The organism is Iodobacter sp. (assembly GCF_025352645.1).
Classification (GTDB): domain Bacteria; phylum Pseudomonadota; class Gammaproteobacteria; order Burkholderiales; family Chitinibacteraceae; genus Iodobacter.
In genome coordinates this window covers 1-14,372 of the sequence record NZ_JANXSO010000118.1, presented here as the reverse complement: position 1 = coordinate 14,372, position 14,372 = coordinate 1, and the positions used below count along the sequence as shown (strand labels likewise).

Genomic DNA, 14,372 nt, shown 5'->3' with positions numbered 1-14,372 from the left:
AAATGTGCTGGCATTTTGTCCATGACATTTTGGGCAGCGAAACCCTTGTGGCCAGCGCGCTTTTTGCAATGCGGCTTCGCACTGTTGCTCTGTGCCGTACAACTGGATGAACTCAGGCAAAGACAAGCCTTTTTGCATCTGGATGCCATTGATGGGCATGATCCACCTCCGCAAAGAAGAACGTTCGTTCACTTTACGCCGCGCGAATGGCTAAATCAAGGGATCCTGAGCAAGAGACATAATCAGGAAACGTAATGTAATTCTGAGCACAAAAAAGCCCAGCAATCCTATAAGGGACGTTGGGCTTTTTTTTACTCCACACCATATATCGTAGGGGCACGGCTTGCTGCGCCTTACCCAGCAAGGGCGCAACAAGCAGCGCCCCTAACACTCTATCTATTAACGCTTAGACGTTTTACGAATCTCTTTTTCGTCCTGCCATTCATCCACGCCCTCTTCGATATTTTTCAGAATAAGGGTGAATTTATAAAATACGTCTTTAGTATTAGAGTTCTTTTTCACAATTGAAGTAATTTCACCCGTTAGCAAATACTTAGCACCTTTCATTTGGCCAAGCTTGGCTTTATTTTTATAAAGCCCTGTTTCATTTTGTTTTTTTAATTCTTCAACCTGTGCATCCATCGTGCTGCTATCGGTCACAAACTTAGCGCCGGATTTCATCAACTGCGTTTTCATACTATTGGTGATATTGCGCGTATCAATGTATTCAGACGTTTTATTTTTAACCTCAGATACCACAATAAATGGGCGGCTCGCCATAGATGGATGCTGCATTAAAGAGCGCGCCATCGCTTCGGCAATCATTTGCAAATCGGTGGAGCCAAATTCATTGCTCACTGTTTCTACAGCCTTGCTATCGCCATATACCACATCGCCACCACCTACCGTAGGCGTTGAGCTAGAAGCGCAGCCACCAATTAGTAAGATGGTTGCAAGCACGGCACTGAGTTTGGTAAATCGTTTCATCGTTTTCATTTCATGATTCCTTGGTTATGGGGGGCTCACTTAGCCGTTGGAGCGCCGGTGTTTTCGGGGCTATTGACTTCCATTCTAAAATCAACCGCCTCTGTAACAGGGGCAATTGAATGAATGGTTTGCTTTTGCAAGCCAATAAACTTCATCGGCCTCCAGCCCTCCTCCCCCCCCACGGCAAAGCCTGCGTTATCAAGCCAGCGAAAGCGATAATAAAGCTGTTGATCGCCCTTATCTTGATTCTGTATTTCTAACTGCACAGCCAATAAGCCATTGCGTTGCAGCATTTGTCCGCCATTGAGCTTTAAATACTTCATTTCGCCCAACTGCTCTACCTTATCCGCTAGGGAAAGAGGAGCAGCCTGTACTAGCGCAGAGCATCCCAATACGGCGGCCAATAACACGCCACGGGCAAGATACTTTTTCATGGTTATTCCTTTATTTAACGGATTTAAATAGCAGCAACATCGTTCTTAAAACTCAAAATTTTGGCTTAAGCCCTTTTCTGCGTGGGTATCAACACCATGCCCCCTCTACAATGCCGATTGCCCAAAATAAACCTGATTACCCATCACCCGAATCGGCACGATTTGATATGCCCCCGCCACTTTTAATTCAAAAGCCTCTTGCCCTTGCGCCGTTGGCACTAATAGTTTGTGCATACCCGCCGGTAAAGACGCCCGCACAATGGCAATTTGTGCGGGTAAGGTGCTCCAAGTGCGCTCGTCAGCCTGCTCTGTAACGACCGTAACCAAGCCCAGTATCAAACCTGCAATAGCGCTCGCATTATTATCCCGATCACTGAATTGCTTTTGGGCCACGGCTCGGCTTACCGCTCGCACCGTGGTGCGCAAAATAATGCCTGGCATTTCATCACGTAAAGCGCGGCGGCTCATCGCATCCACGCTGGTGATAGTGCTCACACCCAAGGCGCGGCCATCGAGCTTTAATTGCGCCGGTGCAAAACTGTTATCCGCACGAATCACCGGAAACGACACCGCCGTAAAGCCCGTGCGGTAAATCGGCAGCGGTACCGAGATCGATTTGCGGGCGGGCGCTAAGCCAGAGCTCAGCACAAACAGTACATCGGTCATGCCGCGCTTAGACGTTTTGCTATCGAGCTGCAGCAGGCCATCTTCTAGGACTTTGCTATTGGGCTTGAGCTCAATGGCTTTGCGATAGCCTGGCGCGGCGAGGCTTTTTTCGCCTAAAGCCTCATAAACAAAGGCCGCTAAATAATGGCTAAAGGCGTTTTGATAGCTATTTTTTAAGGCCAATACTTCTGGATCATCGAGCGTTTCTACGGGGTAACCTTTTAAATCTTTAAAGGTAGTTTTTACCCCCTTAGCCCTCGCTTCTTCTTCATCTTTTTCATAGGTACGCGAGCGAAACTCAGCAATAATCGCCTCACGTTCATGAGTTTTTTTGATCTCTACCCGCGCATTATTCCAATCGCCTGCCGCCGCGTGATTCACGGCTAACAGGGTGGAGAGCAGCACTTTTTCATAATCGTAGCCATCGTAGCGGCGAGTTTTATCGTTGATTAAAAAGCTGCCCACATCCCCTAGTAATTTATCTGGCGAGTATTTAGCGAGCTCTTCCCAATCATGGATTTTTGCATCAGCCTTTAACCACGCGTTGGTGCTGGCTGGCAGATCATTTTTAAGCTGTAATAGCTGGCCTTTTTCTAAGTAGTACAACAAGTCTTTATCGCTATTATTGGCTTCCAATACCGCCAAAGCGTTGTCTGGCTTGCCCGCCTTGGCAAAATCAATCGCCCCCTGCGATTCGGCCTGGTAACTTCGCATAGATCCGCAGCCGCTTAAAAGCAAAGCAGTCATGACGCAAATGGCTTTTACACATTTCATTCGGGCAACGGCCTCGGTTACATAATGCTGATTGAATATAGTGAATGAATTTACCACGTTGGAAACTTAACTTTGTAACCGATGTTAGCCATATGTTCAGCAAAACAAATGCACAATTAATTACGCTCAATTTAAACCATCTCATATTAAAGCACAGGCTTTGAGATCGGAACGATAAAGAGGTTCACAAACATCGTGGTTCAGCCCTAAATAATATGATTAATCCCCCACCTCCCTCCCATTGCATGTAAGCCAAACCTCATCTGCAATCAGGCAAAAACAAGATTCTTCAGACTATACTGAAAGCGTATTCGAGGAGCGCTGCGACTCTTGGCCATGATCTGCTAAGAGCTAGGCTCGAATTCGACTTCAGGCAAACCGCGTTCTCCTGATAAACCGTGCCGGGCACGGCATGCGCACAGGTGATGCATGCTCGGCTACAGATAGGAATAACACTGTGGCTCATCTTGATTTAGCAAACGCTGATTTTAAAGTCGCCGATCTGTCCTTAGCCGATTGGGGGCGTAAAGAGATTCGCATTGCAGAAACCGAAATGCCCGGCCTGATGTCGGTGCGCACCGAATATGCTGCCGCGCAGCCGCTCAAAGGAGCGCGAATTGCGGGCTCCATCCATATGACCATCCAAACCGCCGTGCTGATCGAAGCCCTACAAGCACTGGGGGCCGAGGTGCGCTGGGTATCGTGCAATATTTTCTCTACCCAAGATCATGCCGCCGCAGCGATTGCCGCTGCAGGCACAGCGGTATTTGCCCATAAGGGCGAAACGCTAGAAGAATACTGGGATTTCACCCACCGTATTTTTGATTTTTCCAATCATAAATACGCCAATATGATTTTGGACGACGGCGGCGATGCCACTACCTTGCTGCACCTTGGTGCGCTAGCTGAAGCCGATTTAGCGGTGATTTCAGCCCCCGCTAACGAAGAAGAGGTCGTACTATTTGCCGCCATTAAAGCCAAGCTCGCCAAAGATCCAACGTGGTATTCCACTCGCCTAAAACATATCAAAGGCGTAACGGAGGAAACCACCACCGGCGTGCATCGCTTATACAAGATGCACAGCGAAGGCCGCTTATCCTTCCCAGCAATTAATGTAAACGACGCGGTCACCAAATCTAAATTTGATAACCTTTACGGCTGCCGCGAATCCTTGGTGGATGGGATTAAACGCGCCACCGATGTAATGATCGCCGGCAAAGCCGCCGTGGTGCTGGGCTATGGCGATGTGGGCAAGGGCTGCGCCCAAAGCTTGCGTGGGCTAGGTGCCATCGTTTATGTCACCGAGATCGATCCAATTTGCGCGCTGCAAGCGGCCATGGAAGGCTACCGTGTGGTGACGATGGATAGCATCTGCGATCAGGCGGATATTTTTGTGACCACCACCGGCAATGTGGGGGTGATTACCCATGAACATATGCAAAAGATGCGCAATAACGCCATCGTCTGCAATATTGGCCACTTCGATAGCGAGATCCAAGTGGCATCCTTAAGGCAATACGAGTGGGAAAACGTCAAGCCGCAGGTGGATCACATTATTTTCCCCGATGGCAAACGCATTATCTTGCTGGCCGAAGGCCGCTTGGTGAATTTGGGCTGCGCTACTGGCCACCCAAGCTTTGTGATGTCAAACTCATTTACCAACCAAGTGCTAGCGCAAATCGAGTTATTTACCAAAACCGAGCAATATCCCGTCGGCGTGTATGTGCTGCCCAAGCATCTAGATGAAATGGTCGCCCGCCTGCACCTCAGTAAAATTGGCGCGGCTTTAACTGTGCTCACCGATGAGCAATCTGCCTATATTGATGTGCCTAAACAAGGGCCTTATAAGCCAGCGCATTATCGGTATTAATGGTTTGAAATAGAGAGGAAACGGGAGGCTCTTGAGTCTCCCGTTTTAGCTACCAATTCCTTATTATTAATTAAAACACCACTTGAAAATGGCCAAAACGATGATTGCTCGCCGTCACCATTACCTCTCACAATGCTACCTGAGAGGATTCACAAAGAATGAAGCAAAAAAATCACAACTGATCTGCATCGATATCAAAGAAAAAAGAACCTTTAAAACAACACCACAAAACGTCGGATCTTCAAAAGATTTCAATAAAATCACGATAGATGACTATGACCCTAACACATTAGAATACTTAATTTCAGAGTTTGAATCTGAAGCTGCCGTAGCAATGAGAGAGCTAGCCCTATGTCCAATATTTGAAGGAAAAAATAAAAATATTATTCTATATATGATGGCTCTTTTTACTTTACGCTCACCACATAAACGAGCTCAATTTGATAAATTCAGATCTAAAATTTTAGAAAGGATGCTGGATATTACGCTCTCTTCAAAAGAGCAATATGAGAATCAAATTAACAAAATAAAAGAAAGGGAAACATTTTACACAAAAAAAACATCTTATGAGGACGTAAAGAATCTGCATGAAAATAAAGGCTATACATTAAGCTTCCAAAATGAGAGCTACATCCAAATGGAATTTGTTGGAATAGATGCTATTTTACCTTGTCTACATAACCGAAATTGGCTACTTTTAAAATCTACTCTAGAATCTGGGCCATTTATTACAACAGACAACCCAGTTAGCCTAATATGGGCAAATCCAGAATCAATCCCACCTTTTTACCGCAGCGCTCCTGGCTTTGGGCTCAAAGGAACTCAAGTTTACTTTCCACTTTCAAAAAGTCTCGCATTAATCGGCGAATTCAATGAAAAATCAGGGGCAACAGTCAATGCTACAAAGCAGCTGGTTGCTTTTTTCAATAGACAGGCTATTGCACATGCAAAAAAACAATTGTACACACCAGACATTGATTTTTTTTATTTAAATAATAAAGAAACAATCTCTGAAGGGAGTCGCCTACTTCATGATATATAATTCTAGACTTGGACAGATATTTCTTCACAGATACAAATAACCATAAGATATACTAACTACGCACTACAGTTTTTATTTTTTTAAATTCACATTACTTTGGCTGGCTACAATTCTTTCATAGCTACCATCTTTTTTCATAGTCAATAAAACTTCATCAAACCGATCCCGCAACTGGCTTAGGTTTCTTTTTTTAGAAAAAGCCATAAAGCTAGGAATGGCTTGCACTTCTGGGGCAAGCTCGCTGACCTTATCCATCACGCCTTTACGTTTTAAAATATCCAGTGCGCCATATTTATTGCTTACCAAGACATCAAAACGCCCTGCTAATAGTTTTTCTATATTTTGCTCGCCGGTATAAGTGATATCAGGTGTTTTAATAATTTTGTTTTTAACTGCATTATCAAAAATATCGCCGTAGCTGACTTTACTTACTACACCAAAACTATAATGAGCCAACTTATATAAATCACCATCAAATTTAATCGTTGAATCTTTTAAAACAAATAATGAAACCGTCTGTGGCATCAGTACTTCTTTTGAATAATCTGCAAACAGCTCTCTTTCCGGCGTTTTATATGCCGTAAAAATGGCATCGGCCGTGCCGTCTTCAATCATTTTTATTGAGCGAGTCCAAGGCATCAGGGTGATTTTTATGGGCTGTTGTAAACGACGAAACGCTTCTTTTACAATTTCAACCACAAAACCTTTAGTTTCACCATTTTCTTCATACTGATAAGGGGGGTATTGCAATGTAACCAACTCAAGGGGAGCTGCCATAGCGATAGATGATCCAAAAAACCAGGCAAGGCCAGCAAGTATCAATCCGCTATATCGCATAGGTTTCCCCTTCAGTAACGCCCAGCATAAGGGAGCGTTCTCTGCAATATAGATCACAAACATACTGCTATTTATTTAATAATTCATACTAAAACCCATGTACCAAAACACTTCTTGCTGCGCCAATAATCTGCTGAGACAGCGCTTCCATCCTAGGCGATTGTACCTTCCAAGAGTGCCAAAATAGCCTTACATCACAAGGAAAATCAGGCGCTAAATCAACTAGGTCTTCCAGCCCATTTCCCAGCAATAACTCAGGAACCATACCGTAGCCCAAACCATGGCGAATGGCAGCCAGATGCGGCTCGGTACCGGGTACATAGTGGCAGGGATAGGCATCCGCTAATAAGCCAAAATGGGCTTCTAAAAAGCTGGCTTGCAAGGTGTCTTTATGCGAATACGCCACCACGGGTGCTCGCCTTGCATCGTTACGGTTTAGCCCCTGAGCAAACCAGCGCGCACAAAAACTTTTGCTCGCAATCAGCCGATAGCGCATCACACCAAGTGGCTCGGCAAAACAGCCTTTCATAGGTTTTTCTTCGCTACCTATGCAGCCTATTGCCATGCCGGATTCAAGCAGTGCATAGGTGTAATCTTGATCTTCCACGGTTAAATCAATCAATACCTCTTCATTGACCAAGGCCTGCGCCAAAGCAGGGAAAAACCAAGTCCCTAGGGTATCGGCATTCAGCGCAATGGTGAGCGATAGGGGAGAATAATTCTCTACCGCTAAATCAGTCGCCAGATCCGCCTCTAGCTGCATTACACGGCGCAAATACTGCAAAAGCCGTTGGCCAACGGGTGTGGCGCGGGCCGGGCGGCTGCGCACCACCAAGGGGTTGCCTAGCTTACTTTCTAGCGCACGCACCCGCTGCGAAACCGCCGAAGCCGTTAAATGCAAGCGCTGGGCGGCCTGCTCAAAGCTGCCAGTTTCAACCACTGCGCGTAGCGCCTCAGTTTGCTTAGGATCTAAATTCACCAGTGCATCTTTTACATATTAAGAATTTTTAAGCATACCTTATAAATATTAAATTTTATTCAATACATCTAAAACACACTAGATAATGCTATTTATTAATTTATCAACCTATAGAACACGCTCATTCACCCTCTCCTTAAAGAAGTTAGCAATGCTGCTTTACACTATTTATTTAATTGCTATCACCGCCGAAGCCATGTCCGGTGCACTGATGGGCATGCGCAGAAATATGGATTTATTCGGTATTTGTTTTATTGGCACGGTCACGGCATTGGGCGGAGGCACAGCCCGCGATATGCTACTGGGCCACTATCCACTAGGCTGGGTAGCCCACCCGCAATATCTACTGTTTACGATAGGCGCGGCAATCATTACCGCCTTAATTGCCAGCCATTTACACCATTTACGCCGCTTATTTTTAGTCGTAGATGCACTCGGCTTAGTGGCATTCACCATTATTGGCTGCAATATCGGCATGGAAACAGGCGTTCACCCAGGCATTGCCATTATGGCGGGCATGGTAACCGGTGTATTTGGTGGCCTGCTTAGAGACGTGCTGTGTAATCAGGTACCGATGGTGTTAAGCCGCGAAATTTACGCTAGCGTGTCACTGGCTACGGGGGCTTTATATATCTTGCTGCACTACTTAGGCTTAGAAGCTGGCCCCGCCTCGCTGATCGCCTTGATCGCGGGCTTTAGCTTTAGGCTATTGGCCATGCGCTTACGCTGGCAGCTACCGGTTTTGCGCGGCGAACATATTCGCGGCTTTGATTAGCCGCACAAAATCTATTCCCCTTGGCTAAGATAAATGCACGCATTTAATCTAAGGGAATACATCATGCCAAGATGGTTGATTCTGCTGAGCTGCCTAAGCGGGCTGGCCCTAGCCCAGCCAGCCAAACTGGTTACCGGCCCAAATTACCCGCCCTTTACCGACACATCGCTCCCCGATGGAGGGCTTGCCGTTAGCCTTGTTAAACAAGTCATGAATAATGCGAACCTGCCTTACCAGCTAGACTGGCGGCCTTGGACTAATGGCTACCAATCAACACTAAAAGGCGAGTATCTTGCCACTTTTCCCTATATCAGCACCCCAGAACGACGGGAATTATTCGAGTTTTCAGATCCTCTTTTTATCCTTGAAATAAAAGTCTTTGCCCTGCCTGGCAGCCAGCTAGACGGAACCCAGCTCAATAGCCTGCAAGGTAAACGCTACTGCCATCCTTTGGGCTGGGCATTTTTGAAGGAAGTTGAGTGGATGGTCAATAAGGGCTTGTTTCAGATGATCCGCCCCTATGATATGAGCTCTTGCATCCGGCTCATTGCGGAAGACAAAGCCGATTTTATTCTGACCGATCAAATACAAGGCAACGAAGCCATTGCCCAAGTCGCTGGACTAAAAAAAACACCTGTTGCCAGCGGTGGAATCGTAGAAAAAGTAGCCTTACGGCTAATGGTCAAAAAAAACCAGCCCCAATCCCACGCGTTCTTGCTGCGATTCAATGAGGCGCTCAAAACCATACGTAAACCCCCTCATCAAAACGATTAAACGAAGATACTTAGCTCTTGCATCAGCGCTCTTCCCCCAAACGCAGCCTCCCCATTTCGCCCGCCTTTGAGCTAAATACACCGCTTCTCGGCTTAATTTCCTGACAAATCAATGACAATGATTTACACAAATATTGATTTACTTCTCTTAAGCAGCTGGCACAATCAACTTTTTTGTGCCCTGCCTGCTGATGAAAATATCGATTCGCCTATTTAGCTTATTGCTTGCCCTACTGCTGCATCTAGGCTTATTTGCGCTTTATTTTCCCGCGTCGCGCTATATCCCAGTGGATACGCCCAGCGTGGAAGTCACGCTATTAAAAATCCTCCCCCGCCCTATTGAGCCTGTAGCACCCACCACAGCACCAAAACCAGCGCTACTGAAAAGCCCCAAACAAATTGCTTTGCCCAGCCACAGCGCAATAGCACAGCAGCCAAGCCTAAACACACCCCAAAGTGTGCCCCAGCCCCAAATTCATTCAAGCACAGAAACCGTAATTGGCGATTTAGACAGCGCCTTAAGCAGCCCCGCCAGCACTGTGGCCACCCTACCCAAAGGCTTTGATAAAAAAACCATACCAAACCTTGCTCCGCCTCCAAAAGAGCATCGCACCGTACTGGCAAAAGAGCTAGATAAGGCGGTACGTGGCGATTGCAAAAACGCTTACAGCCAGATGGGTTTATTGGCGATTCCTATGTTATTGCACGATACGGTTAGCGATAAGGGCTGCCAGTGGTAAGCCATACCCAAGCTATAAAATACCGCTGGCTACTGCTCCATGTAGCTTCGTTTCCAACACCTGCCAAAGCGGCACACTGCCTTGGCTGATGCGGCTATTCACTGCAAATACTCTGTCTTTTGATACCTGATGCGCACTCCAGCTGTGGCCATTGCCATGTAAATTATGTAGCAGTGGCGGAACGCGATCTATCGCTTTGGCATATTTAGCATCCGCACTCTCGCCCGCCTCAAACTCATACCAAAGCTGTAAATACTCGTCCCCACAGCCCTCTGGCAATAAAGCCAGCAATCTCTTTATTCCATTGGCTTCAGCGCGTTTAATTTCTGGCGTTTCACTGGCATAAATGATGGTGTCACCCGCATCAATTTCGCCCAGATCGTGAATGAGCAGCATCTTAATCACCCGATCAATATTAATAGCCTCATTGGCATAATCTTTAAGCATTAAAGCCGCCAGACAAACATGCCAGCTATGCTCGGCAGCGTTTTCATAACGATCCAGCCCCACTGGTTTAGTTTTTCTAATGACGTTTTTTAGTTTTTCAATTTCAATAATAAAAGCCAGTACCTGCTCTATTTCTTGCATGATTATTGTCCTTTTAAAAAAGCCTGTGGTGCTAGGGTGGGCGTGCTTTGTATGCTCACGTGCAGGGCTGGCACGCGTGGACACAAAATCGTGCCCACCCTACATTTTTTGTCCCGTTGCAAGGGCAGTAGGTAGGGCCAGCGAGATCAACGCGGCCAGCGCCACAAAGGCGGCCGAGATCCACAAACAAGCCGTAAGGCCCGCGCTTTGGTAAACCCAGCCGGATAAAACCGTGCTAATCAGCCGCCCCATGGCATTAGCCATATAGTAAAAGCCCACATCCAGCGATGCGCCGTCTTCCTTGGCGTAACTCACGATCAAATAGCTATGCAGGGATGAGTTAATTGCAAATAGCACGCCAAATACCGCCAGCCCCAGCAGCAAAACACGAGGCTCTGAGAGTCCCAGCGCGATGGCAGCGGGGATCATCGCCAGCGGCAGCGCCCAGCGCAGTGCCGATTTGCCGTCTGGATGCTTGCCAGTGAGTCGCGGAGCGAGGGATTGCACGATACCATAGGCGATCACCCATGCCGCAAAAAAGGCACCTATGCTCCAATCGCTCCAGCCCAAGCGCGTTGCCATATACACCGGTAGCGCCACCACAAACCACACATCACGCGCGCCAAATAAGAACAAACGCGCCAGCGATAGCACATTCACCGGCCTGCTTTTAGAAAAAATATCCGCAAATTTAGGCTTGTTTTTGGCCTTACCTAAATCTTGTTTTAAACACAACATGCTGGCCAGCCAAACCAAACACAATGCCGAGGCCAGTAGCCAGATTGCCCCCGTAAACCCCAGCGCAGAAAGCAAAACGCCGCCCAGAAAAAATCCTACGCCTTTTAAAGCATTTTTAGAGCCGGTTAACAGCGCCACCCATTGATAGAGCCGCCCTTCCTCGCCTTTAGGCAGCAGCGCTTTAATACTGCTTTTAGCGCTCATTTTATTTAAATCTTTAGCGATGCCAGATAGCGCTTGCGCTGCCATCACCCAAGCCACCGTTAACATGCCAGCAGGAACGGTGAGTACGAGTAAAGCCAGCACTTGCAAGGCCAAGCCGATATTCATGGTTTTATTTAAGCCAATCCGCGCCCCCAACCAGCCACCAACCAGATTAGTGATCACGCCAAAAATCTCATAAAACAAAAACAACATGGCAAGGCTCAGCGGCGAAAAACCCAGCTGATGAAAATGCAGCACCACCAACATCCTAAGCGCCCCATCCGTCAGGGTAAACGCCCAGTAATTACCGGTGATGATGAGATATTGGCGGATTTGGGGGGAGAGCATAGTGTTCCAAATAAATAAGTACTTACGAGGGTGTCCCCCAGATGCAGCAACTAAAGTCACAAGGCCCCTCAGATGAGGGTGAACTAGCGCTAAACCTTGAACCACAGAGAAAAACGAGGACACAAAGGACGCAGAGAAAAGCTAAAAACCAGTCTTCCTTATCTCTGTGAAACTCTGTGCTTCTCTATGTTTTCTGTGGTTTAAGATTTAACTCACTAGAATCACGCCAATCCCACCTTCCTCACCAGCTCCATAGTGCGGTTTACATAGCCCCACTCATTGTCGTACCACGCGTAAAGCTTCAGCTGCGTGCCGTTGACCACCATCGTTGAGAGCGCGTCGATGATGGATGAGCGGGCGTCTCCTCGGTAATCCACCGATACCAACGGCCGTTCTTCATAGCCCAGAATATCTTTCAGATAGGTTTGGGATGCGGCTTTGAGCAGGTCGTTGACTTCTTCAACCGTGGTGGCGCGTTCCAGCTCAAACACACAATCGGTGAGCGATGCATTGGTCAGTGGCACGCGTACTGCGTGGCCATTCAAGCGGCCTTTTAGCTCAGGGAAGATTTCCGTAATCGCCGTCGCCGAGCCAGTTGAAGTGGGGATCAGGCTGGTGCCGCAAGCGCGAGCGCGGCGCAGATCTTTGTGCGGCGCATCGATAATGGTCTGGGTGTTGGTTAAATCGTGAATGGTGGTCATGCTGCCGTGGCGAATGCCCAGCTGCTCATGAATCACTTTTACGACAGGAGCCAAGCAATTGGTGGTGCAACTGGCGGCAGTCACAATACGGTGGATGGCCGAATCGTATAAATGATCGTTTACGCCCACCACCACATTCAGCACCCCTGCCTCTTTAACCGGAGCGGTCACCACCACGCGTTTTACGCCTTGCTCTAAGTAGGCTTGCAGCAAAGCGGTAGTACGCATTTTGCCTGAGGCCTCAATCACCACATCGCAGCCCGACCAGTCGGTGTCGCTAATGGCGCGATTGCGAGTGGTTTTAATTCGCTGCCCGCCAATCACAATATCATCGCCATCGCTTAAAGCCTCATGGGCAAAGCGGCCATGTACAGAATCAAAATTGAGCAAATGCGCCAGTGTGGCGGCGTCCCCCGCCGGATCATTAATCTGCACAAACTCAAGCTCTGGCCACCCCTGTGGGGTGCCACTCACTTCTACATTGGGGAGCTAGACAAAAAAATAGCGTGAAACCTAATATCCAAGCGGCTTTGGTGGTATTTATACGGGGAAAGCAGGTTTTGCACAGAATGATAATTTTTGAGCTTAAATTGGTCAGAACTGATTCTGTATTGTTTATTCGTGGTTGTGGTTTAGTCACAAAATGATAGCCATTCTCCCAGATGGCTATTTTTTTTGGCTTCTCATAGCACGTATCATTGGCTGCAACCTTTGTTCTGATTAAGGTTAACTGAAACTTGGCTCGTTCTACAAAGCCAGGGGCATTTGCGGGTAAAGACCTCCTCTGAGTCTTGTTACTACCTTGCGTTTCATACTCAAGCTGTTTCTGTGCCTTTTCTAGGGCCAGTTGTGCTTGCTCAAGTGCCAGTGTGAGGCGTTCAATTTCTTTAAGGAACCCACCAATAGTCTCGGCGAGAGCCATTAGTACTTCAGGGTCTTCTCTTTTCAAAACGTTATAGCCAGCGATTTAATTTAGTGCGGAATTGTAGTCGATTGAAGGCAGTTTGTTATTGCCGCCTATCAATTTAAAAATGCTAAAAAATATCAAGTCTCATTGATGCTTACTTCTTGAAAACATTAAGAAATTGTTCAATATCATCCGCAGCCTCTACTTCACTCTGACCGCGTTTGAGCATCATAAATTTATAGAGTATTGCGATTAATTCTCCCTTGTTTTCTGAAGTCATTCCTAGCTTGTGAGTTTCATTCATCTTGTCTGTGGCACTTGCACAAAGTGCTAATAGGCGGGTGTCATCCATAACTTGCCCTTTATGAATATGGATAACATTTTTAGGTGCCTGGGCCACCCTTCTCTCTGTTTCATTACTTAGGTCAGTGAGTATTTCAGTAATTTCATTCAGTACATAGCTAGGCACCTCAAACTCGCGCCTAACGCCACCTGGGCCTCCTTTGCCTGGGACCTCAACATAAGGCCAATGCTCCCGTTCAGATTTTAAATGTATGCCCTGCCTTGTTGCGGGAAGGCAGCGCAGACTCAATCCTAAAAGTTCATTAATTGAATACTTATTTTTAATCATATGCAGAAAAACCTACCACCCTTTGTTGTCAACTTGAGTTGTAAACAAGTAGTGCCAAGTAAACTCAACAAAAACAACTAGTTAAAGATAAATACGCACTTTACTAGTTGTAAACGTTGATGTTAAATTTTACATGGTGTAAATTGACAACTGTTAAACACAAACGCACGAATTAACCCCCTAAAAAATCCAGCCTAGCAGGGCTGGATTGGGGACGGAGGAGATGATGACTAAACACTGGCACCCAGAAGACATTAAGGCCGCAGTGCGTAAAAAAGGCACTTCACTCACTGAACTGGCGCGAAACAAGGGGCTTGCACCAGGCAGTGTACGAAACGCCTCTCGCAATCCATCACGCGCTGCCGAGTTAGTTATTGC

The 14,372-nt window shown here is 46.9% G+C and carries 17 protein-coding genes and 1 riboswitch; of the genes, 6 read left to right on the top strand and 11 right to left on the bottom strand.

All coding sequences use genetic code 11. The annotated features are described in order from the left end of the window. The 4 genes from Q0R17_RS13275 to Q0R17_RS13260 form a co-directional block, all read right to left on the bottom strand. The coding region (locus Q0R17_RS13275) for a transposase (protein WP_293935772.1) at positions 1 to 159 on the bottom strand (159 nt) is incomplete at its 3' end. A gap of 240 nt (positions 160 to 399) precedes the next feature. Next, positions 400 to 996 (bottom strand): penicillin-binding protein activator LpoB, encoded by a 597-nt coding sequence (lpoB, locus tag Q0R17_RS13270; protein WP_293935771.1) that lies wholly within the window; start codon positions 994 to 996, stop codon positions 400 to 402. A 26-nt stretch (positions 997 to 1,022) separates the two neighbouring features. Then, positions 1,023 to 1,421 carry a YcfL family protein gene (locus Q0R17_RS13265; RefSeq protein WP_293935770.1) on the bottom strand — a complete coding sequence of 133 codons (399 nt, stop codon included), beginning with the start codon at positions 1,419 to 1,421 and terminating at the stop codon, positions 1,023 to 1,025. A 105-nt stretch (positions 1,422 to 1,526) separates the two neighbouring features. Continuing rightward, a complete protein-coding gene (locus Q0R17_RS13260) occupies positions 1,527 to 2,801 on the bottom strand; it encodes a COG3014 family protein (protein ID WP_293935769.1) in 1,275 nt (424 codons plus the stop codon). 367 nt (positions 2,802 to 3,168) lie between these two features. Next, a riboswitch (S-adenosyl-L-homocysteine riboswitch) is annotated at positions 3,169 to 3,254 on the top strand. A gap of 19 nt (positions 3,255 to 3,273) precedes the next feature. On the opposite strand from Q0R17_RS13260, the gene ahcY reads away from it, so the two are divergent. Both ahcY and Q0R17_RS13250 read left to right on the top strand, forming a co-directional pair. Further along, complete coding sequence (ahcY, locus tag Q0R17_RS13255; RefSeq protein WP_374759875.1) at positions 3,274 to 4,731, top strand: adenosylhomocysteinase; 1,458 nt, start codon at positions 3,274 to 3,276, stop codon at positions 4,729 to 4,731. A 100-nt stretch (positions 4,732 to 4,831) separates the two neighbouring features. Next, positions 4,832 to 5,773, top strand: a complete 942-nt coding sequence (locus tag Q0R17_RS13250) for a DUF4238 domain-containing protein (RefSeq protein ID WP_293935767.1) — start codon at positions 4,832 to 4,834, stop codon at positions 5,771 to 5,773. Between the two features lie 72 nt (positions 5,774 to 5,845). Here the strand turns inward: Q0R17_RS13250 and Q0R17_RS13245 are convergent, their stop codons facing one another. Continuing rightward, positions 5,846 to 6,667, bottom strand: coding sequence for an ABC transporter substrate-binding protein (locus Q0R17_RS13245; protein WP_293935766.1), 822 nt, complete (start codon positions 6,665 to 6,667; stop codon positions 5,846 to 5,848). A gap of 31 nt (positions 6,668 to 6,698) precedes the next feature. After that, the gene (locus Q0R17_RS13240) at positions 6,699 to 7,589 is read right to left on the bottom strand and encodes an HTH-type transcriptional regulator ArgP (protein WP_293935765.1); all 891 of its coding nucleotides are present in this window, start codon (positions 7,587 to 7,589) and stop codon (positions 6,699 to 6,701) included. A 151-nt stretch (positions 7,590 to 7,740) separates the two neighbouring features. Between Q0R17_RS13240 and Q0R17_RS13235 the strand changes: the two genes are divergently transcribed. From Q0R17_RS13235 to Q0R17_RS13225, 3 genes are all read left to right on the top strand, one after another. Continuing rightward, positions 7,741 to 8,364, top strand: a complete 624-nt coding sequence (locus Q0R17_RS13235; RefSeq protein WP_293935764.1) for a trimeric intracellular cation channel family protein — start codon at positions 7,741 to 7,743, stop codon at positions 8,362 to 8,364. 63 nt (positions 8,365 to 8,427) lie between these two features. Further along, a complete protein-coding gene (locus tag Q0R17_RS13230) occupies positions 8,428 to 9,138 on the top strand; it encodes an ABC transporter substrate-binding protein (RefSeq protein WP_293935763.1) in 711 nt (236 codons plus the stop codon). Positions 9,139 to 9,328: 190 nt separating this feature from the next. Then, entirely contained in the window at positions 9,329 to 9,877 is a 549-nt protein-coding gene (locus tag Q0R17_RS13225; protein ID WP_293935762.1) for a hypothetical protein, read from the top strand. 12 nt (positions 9,878 to 9,889) lie between these two features. Here Q0R17_RS13225 and Q0R17_RS13220 read toward each other — a convergent pair whose 3' ends face one another. From Q0R17_RS13220 to Q0R17_RS13200, 5 genes are all read right to left on the bottom strand, one after another. Further along, a complete protein-coding gene (locus Q0R17_RS13220; protein ID WP_293935761.1) occupies positions 9,890 to 10,465 on the bottom strand; it encodes an HD domain-containing protein in 576 nt (191 codons plus the stop codon). A 99-nt stretch (positions 10,466 to 10,564) separates the two neighbouring features. Beyond that, the gene (gene arsJ / locus Q0R17_RS13215; protein WP_293935760.1) at positions 10,565 to 11,755 is read right to left on the bottom strand and encodes an organoarsenical effux MFS transporter ArsJ; all 1,191 of its coding nucleotides are present in this window, start codon (positions 11,753 to 11,755) and stop codon (positions 10,565 to 10,567) included. A gap of 221 nt (positions 11,756 to 11,976) precedes the next feature. Continuing rightward, complete coding sequence (locus Q0R17_RS13210; RefSeq protein ID WP_293935759.1) at positions 11,977 to 12,930, bottom strand: ArsJ-associated glyceraldehyde-3-phosphate dehydrogenase; 954 nt, start codon at positions 12,928 to 12,930, stop codon at positions 11,977 to 11,979. Further along, positions 12,896 to 13,378: a hypothetical protein gene (locus Q0R17_RS13205; RefSeq protein ID WP_293935758.1), complete on the bottom strand. Its 483-nt coding sequence runs from the start codon at positions 13,376 to 13,378 to the stop codon at positions 12,896 to 12,898. Before Q0R17_RS13205 ends, Q0R17_RS13210 begins: the two co-directional genes overlap by 35 nt. A gap of 139 nt (positions 13,379 to 13,517) precedes the next feature. After that, complete coding sequence (locus Q0R17_RS13200; protein WP_293935757.1) at positions 13,518 to 13,994, bottom strand: hypothetical protein; 477 nt, start codon at positions 13,992 to 13,994, stop codon at positions 13,518 to 13,520. A gap of 223 nt (positions 13,995 to 14,217) precedes the next feature. Here Q0R17_RS13200 and Q0R17_RS20105 point away from each other — a divergent pair. Beyond that, positions 14,218 to 14,372: helix-turn-helix domain-containing protein (locus Q0R17_RS20105; protein ID WP_374759876.1), on the top strand; the 155-nt coding region annotated here is incomplete at its 3' end.